General features: G+C 37.7%; 3 protein-coding genes. All 3 read right to left on the reverse strand.

Annotation, left to right across the window (positions count from 1 at the left end):
• Positions 1-286: 286 nt before the first annotated feature.
• The 3 genes from pckA to MUW73_RS04190 all read right to left on the reverse strand — a co-directional run bounded on the left by pckA (position 287) and on the right by MUW73_RS04190 (position 5,480).
• Positions 287-1,858, reverse strand: a complete 1,572-nt coding sequence (gene pckA / locus MUW73_RS04180) for a phosphoenolpyruvate carboxykinase (ATP) (RefSeq protein WP_243018282.1) — start codon at positions 1,856-1,858, stop codon at positions 287-289.
• A 142-nt stretch (positions 1,859-2,000) separates the two neighbouring features.
• Positions 2,001-3,788, reverse strand: a complete 1,788-nt coding sequence (argS, locus tag MUW73_RS04185) for an arginine--tRNA ligase (RefSeq protein ID WP_243018281.1) — start codon at positions 3,786-3,788, stop codon at positions 2,001-2,003.
• Positions 3,789-4,331: 543 nt separating this feature from the next.
• Complete coding sequence (locus MUW73_RS04190) at positions 4,332-5,480, reverse strand: ankyrin repeat domain-containing protein (RefSeq protein ID WP_243018280.1); 1,149 nt, start codon at positions 5,478-5,480, stop codon at positions 4,332-4,334.
• Positions 5,481-5,926 lie beyond the last annotated feature (446 nt).

Consider the following 5,926-nt stretch of genomic DNA (forward strand, 5'->3'; position numbering starts at 1 on the left):
ATCAAGCAAAAAGTAGCTTTGAAAAACTCATTTTTTACCAGTGTCAGGAACAGATACGATATTAGATCTTATTTTAATCGCTAACTTTGATGATTCATCAAGCAATTGATCATTAGACTTTTTTTAAAACCTGAACAGCCATAGCCTTGAATGCATGCTTTTGTATAATTAAAAAAGTAAGCATAAAATCAAGCTCTGTGCCAAAATTGGCTGCCATTTATTTGATACATTATAAATATTACAAACGCCTACAAGAAATTGGGCACTTTTAGTAAGCAGCTATTGCTTACCAACCATCTAATACAGGCGCAGCGGCTTGAAGAGAAGGACTCATTGTAAATCGTTTGGCATTTTCTAAAAAGAGCGCAATCAACGCTTTGGCCTTTGCATGGTATTCCATTAGATTGCCCCAAGTTTTTCTAGGGTCCAACAAGGTAGCATCCAGGCCTGGTAAGGCCTTAGGAATAGCCAAATTAAAGCCAGGTAACTGGCTGTATTCAGCTATTTTAAGCTGACCATTTAAAATGGCATCAATGATTGTACGTGTTACTGAAATAGGAAATCGGTAGCCTTGTCCATAGCTTCCACCTGTCCACCCAGTATTGACTAAATAGACGTGCGCACCACTAGTGGATAAACGTTTGCTAAAAAGCGCTACATATACTGAAGCGGGTCTGGGGAAAAAAGGCGCACCAAAACAGGTACTAAAAGTTGTTTGAATAGATGCTGCTTGACCTATTTCTGTACTGCCTACCAATGCGGTATAACCACTTAAAAAATAATAGGCAGCTTGCGCTTCTGTTAAACGGGCTACTGCAGGAAGAACGCCATAGAGATCACAGGTCAGGAATATAATAGATGCAGGGGCACGGTCAACATGTTGTCTGGGTATACGTTGCTCAACGTAATCAATTGGATAGGCTACACGGCTATTTTGCGTCAAACTACTATCGGCATAATCTGGTTCTAAAGTCTTTGGATCTAGTATTACGTTTTCCATAATAGCGCCATAGCGAATGGCATGCCAGATAACTGGCTCATGCACTGGTGATAAATTAATGCATTTGGCATAGCAGCCTCCTTCAAAATTAAATAGACCGTGCGCACTCCATCCATGTTCATCATCACCCATTAAATAACGTTCGGGATCTGCCGATAGCGTAGTCTTACCCGTACCCGATAACCCAAAAAACAAAGCCACATCACCCGATTTACCTACATTAGCTGAACAATGCATAGGGAGCACGTCTGCTTTAGGTAACCAATAACTTAAGACTGAAAACATGGCTTTTTTGATCTCACCTGCATATTGATGGCCACATAACAATACCTTGCGCTCGGTTAAATGAATGACTAAAGCCGCATCGCTATGTACGCCATCATCGATGCCCTTGGTTAATAATCCAGGAACGGCAAGGATAGTCCAGGTAGGTCGCACATCCTGACCATGAAAATCTGCTGGACGAATAAATAACTGATAAGCAAATAGATTATGCCAAGCATATTCACTGATGATAGTAACAGGTAAATAATATTGAGCGTCTGCCCCAACTTGTAAATGGGCAATAAAAATATCAATGGTTGCTAAGTAGTCTTGGGCACGTTGCCATAAAGATTCGAATACGTTTTCTTCAATAGGTTGATTGACCTTACCCCACGCTACTTCATCAGCTATATCAGCTGTTTTAACAATAAATCTATCTTTTGGTGAACGTCCTGTACGGCTACCCGTTTGCACAGATAAAGCACCATTAGCGGCTAGCACGCCCTCTCCACGCGCTACGGCTTGTTGAATCAATTGCTCAACCGATAAATCGGTATAAATGGTTCGCGCATAAGGAATAGGACATTCTTTCATGATTACATAATTAAGCTACGTATTACAAATAACCTACTGGTATCTAACTCAACCTTATGGCAAGGCAGACCCAAATTTTGAAAATCAATAAAATATAGAAATTAAGTTAACGCCATTGCTTGAACAGATACACCTACTGAGCCTACATCTGCTCTGGAAGTTCAATGGTTAATAATGCCATACTTTTTTTTAAGACATTACCCACACAAACAGAAAGCAATAGCCTGACTGCTCTACTATTTAGATCCGATTCGCGTAATATGGGATAATTACCATAAAACTTGTTATAGGTTTTAGCCAATTCTAAGGCATACTGGGCTATTACAGAAGGCATATAAGTGGTGGCTGCTTCTTCTATTACATCTGGCAATCTATAGAGTTGAAAGATAAGCGTCTGCTCTAGTTGACTAAGTGATACGCTCGGCAACGCATCTAATAGATTTTTTGGAATCGTTTGAGCTTTGCCGACTAGTGAACAGATTCTAGCATGGGTATATTGAATAAAAGTTCCAGTATCACCTTGAAAATCAATAGATTCATTAGGATTAAACAACATCCTTTTTTGAGGTGCTACCCGTAGTAAGAAAAACTTTAAAGCCCCCATTGCTAAGGTATGGTGCAATTTTTGTAGTGCTTCCTGAGATAGTCCTTCAGTTTTATGATTGGTTCCCATATAGTTTCTGACTGTATGAACCATTTCTTCCATTAGATTGTCGGCATCTACTACATTACCTTCTCTGGACTTCATTTTACCATCGGGAAGATCAACCATGCCATAAGGGAAGTGGTGCATAGCTGCTGCATAGGGTCTACCCAACTGGGCCATAATGGCAAACAAAACTTTAAAATGATAGGCTTGCTCATTACCGACCACATAAATCATTCGATCAAATTTATAATCTGCATAACGCCAATCGGCTATACCTAGATCTTGTGTAATGTAAACAGCTGTGCCATCGCTACGTAATAGGACTTTTTCGCCTAAACCTTGTTTGGATAAATCCACTGCAATGGCGCCATCAGCTCTTTTGTAGCATATATTTTTCTGTAATCCCTCTTCTACAATGGTTTTGCCAAGCAGATAGGCCTCAGATTCATAATAGACTTTATCAAAAGTGATACCTAATCGGCTATAGGTGACATTAAATCCATCGTAAACCCATCCATTCATTTTTTTCCATAAAGCCATAACCGAAGGGTCGCCTTTTTCCCACTTCACTAGCATTTTTTGCGCTTCTTGCAAAATAGGTGGCACGCCTGTATCCTGCCCGTTTTTTTCCATAAGGGCCCGTTCTGCTTTATATACTTGATCAAATTTTACATAATATTTGCCGACTAAATGGTCTCCTTTTATACCGGTGGTTGCGGGCGTTTCATCACTGCCAAATTGTTGGTAGGCCACCATGGATTTACAAATATGAATACCTCGATCATTAATCAGGTTCACTCTATGAATGGTATATCCAGCAGCATCTAAGATAGCGGCCAAAGAGCTGCCTAAAAAGTTATTCCGCAAATGGCCCAGGTGTTGGGGTTTGTTGGTATTGGGGCATGAGAATTCTACGACTACATGGCCCATTTGTTTGGGCAAGCAACCATAGGTTGCGTCTGCTGCAATGGCTTTTAAAATAGCCATCCAAATGGCATCATGAATCACAAGGTTTAAAAAACCGCCTATAACGTTATAACTGGCTATTAGATTGGTGTGGGTTTGAAGCCATTGGCCTATTTGTTCGGCTAATTCGGTCGGTTTTGCGTTACATTTTTTACAGAAAGGAAACACAGGCAATGAAAAAGTACCTTGGAATTCTTTTCTGGTAAGCTGTAGGCCACAGGCTTCTTCTGATACAGACAGGTTATAGATGGTTAAAAATGCTTGCTGTATGGCTAATTTAAGTTTAGGCTGGAGCTTTATGGCGTCTGTAGGCATAGGTTAAAGTTTTATCTTATTTTACTTAAAATTACAAATTTATAAGGATAATTTTTTTAATGAGCTAAGGTAAGGGTAGAATGGGATGGGGATTAAAGGGAATGTATTGTAAGGGACTGGTTCAAAGAGAGGGATATGGATGGTTAGCATCGGGGCCAGTGATAGGCTTTAGATTATGGTTTGTAGTATGGGCTTGGATTATGATCCTTAATAAAGGCATTAGCCTTTCGGGCTTCCTTTTCAACTATTTTTCTATTTCAGTTATAACAGGCACTTGCTGAGCACAACTATTTTACAAGGGGCGTTTCTCTGTTGCACTGCGCCACAGTAGTGAATGGATACAAAAAATTTAGCACGCAGTAAAAATAATGAAAATAGCTGCTGCCCAATGGAAAAATCATAATTCAGCCCTCTTCGTGGGCTTCACACAAAATGATTTTCTACTCCACTGGGAAACAGCTATTTCAAAGACTACATTTTTACTAAAGCACCAAATGCCTTTATCGAAGAGCATAATGCCGGCAACAATTTACTTTGATTAGATTAGATTAGTTTACTTTCATTATGCTTAACATATTTATGTGATATCATGTTATAAACATCTGCTAAGAATTGCTTTTTTCTTTCAGGAAAATTATTGTTATTCAATAATGAGACTATACGCTTTAGGACATAGTCAATATTTTCAGGATTCTTTTCCGTAAAAGAGTTTTCTGCTAAATCATTATGCAATGAATCTTTTATAATTGATTCTATTGTATCTTTAGCCTTAGAGTCTAATTCTAAGTCTAGTTTACAATACGTTTCCAGTGTAGGCAGCAAGTATGTAGCATACCAGTAGGTTTGACCTAAAAACATGCTCTTCATTTTTACATGATTTACCTCTAAAATTGTCTGTTTTATGGCACGTTCAAGATCATTTTTAATGCTACTAAGATGACTACTATAACGTTGGTATAAAGAGTAGATCATTTTATTTATGCTACGCTTAGTTTCAGAATCTGACGTTTGCTCATACACTTTTAGTGCAAACGACAATAAAACAGGTTGATAGCTATCTTTTTGATAAAGATCAGTAAACGGAAGCAAAAAATTAAACCACTCTAAATCACCATCTAATGTTGCTAAATGCAGTGGTGTTTCGCCTTCATGATTCTCTTGATTTACTAGGGATGGATCACGGTCGATTAGTTGGCTGGCAACCTTTCGTATAAAATTATTTTTGCTTTCATACAAGCTACCATCCCTATTCAAACTAAATTTTTCTATCAAATGAAGTACATTTGAACCTGTTTTATCTTTTGCATGACTGTTACAGAGCATTAAAGATTTTTTTAGGATACTTGCTTGCACCTTCTTGATTAGCTCTATAGAATCATTTACATTTAGCCTGCAATAAGTGTCTAGTTTAGAAGAAAGCTTTGCGAAATCATTCATGAATACATACTCAACTCTTTTGGGTACGTTGGCTAGTCTAGATTTGATTTGCTTCTTGAAAAAATTTTTTGTGGTGTTACTTAGAGATAGTTTTGGCTTATCACATTTAGAAATAACAGCATCTCCTGTAATACCATTTTTCCCATGCATGCTACATGAAGTATAGACAAAACAAAAAAGTAGATTCCATAGCAGTAATCTACCATAACTAGAAATACGCCATCCTGCACTGTGTATTAAACGAAATAGGTTCATGGTTTTAATTATTTATTAGTTTAGTTTAGTTATTAGTTTAAGCTTACAAAGGTTAAAGGAAGGTCTAAATTGTTTATAGCAGCCTCAGGACTATAAACGGATAAACGCGAAGTAGCATAACACAAATTGATACATCGCTATCACTAATACTCTAACCAGTATAAGGAAATGCAATTTTAGCTATTTTTTATATGTAATGCAAGTTTTTGCAAGTAAATTATACATTTAGTATCTTGGTAAGGCTACAAAAAACAAGAAAAAGATCTCACTGTGTTGCGATTCAGCTCTACGACAGGGATAAACAAAAAAGTATCTGTTCCTGACACTGGTAAAAAATGAATTTTTTAAAACTACTTTTTGCTTGATCAAAAAGTAGCCAAAAAAACAAGTGCTGATGAAAAAAAAGGCGCGATTTTTCCTAGCATAAGCCATTGGATGAGCGGAAA

The sequence above is a fragment of the Candidatus Cardinium sp. cByotN1 genome (assembly GCF_022810525.1).
Taxonomy (GTDB): domain Bacteria; phylum Bacteroidota; class Bacteroidia; order Cytophagales; family Amoebophilaceae; genus Cardinium.

Coding starts and splice junctions, on each gene's coding strand:
- pckA (WP_243018282.1), bottom strand. CDS start 1,858: ATGAAAGAATGTCCTATTCCTTATGCGCGAACCATTTATACCGATTTA.
- argS (WP_243018281.1), bottom strand. CDS start 3,788: ATGCCTACAGACGCCATAAAGCTCCAGCCTAAACTTAAATTAGCCATA.
- MUW73_RS04190 (WP_243018280.1), bottom strand. CDS start 5,480: ATGAACCTATTTCGTTTAATACACAGTGCAGGATGGCGTATTTCTAGT.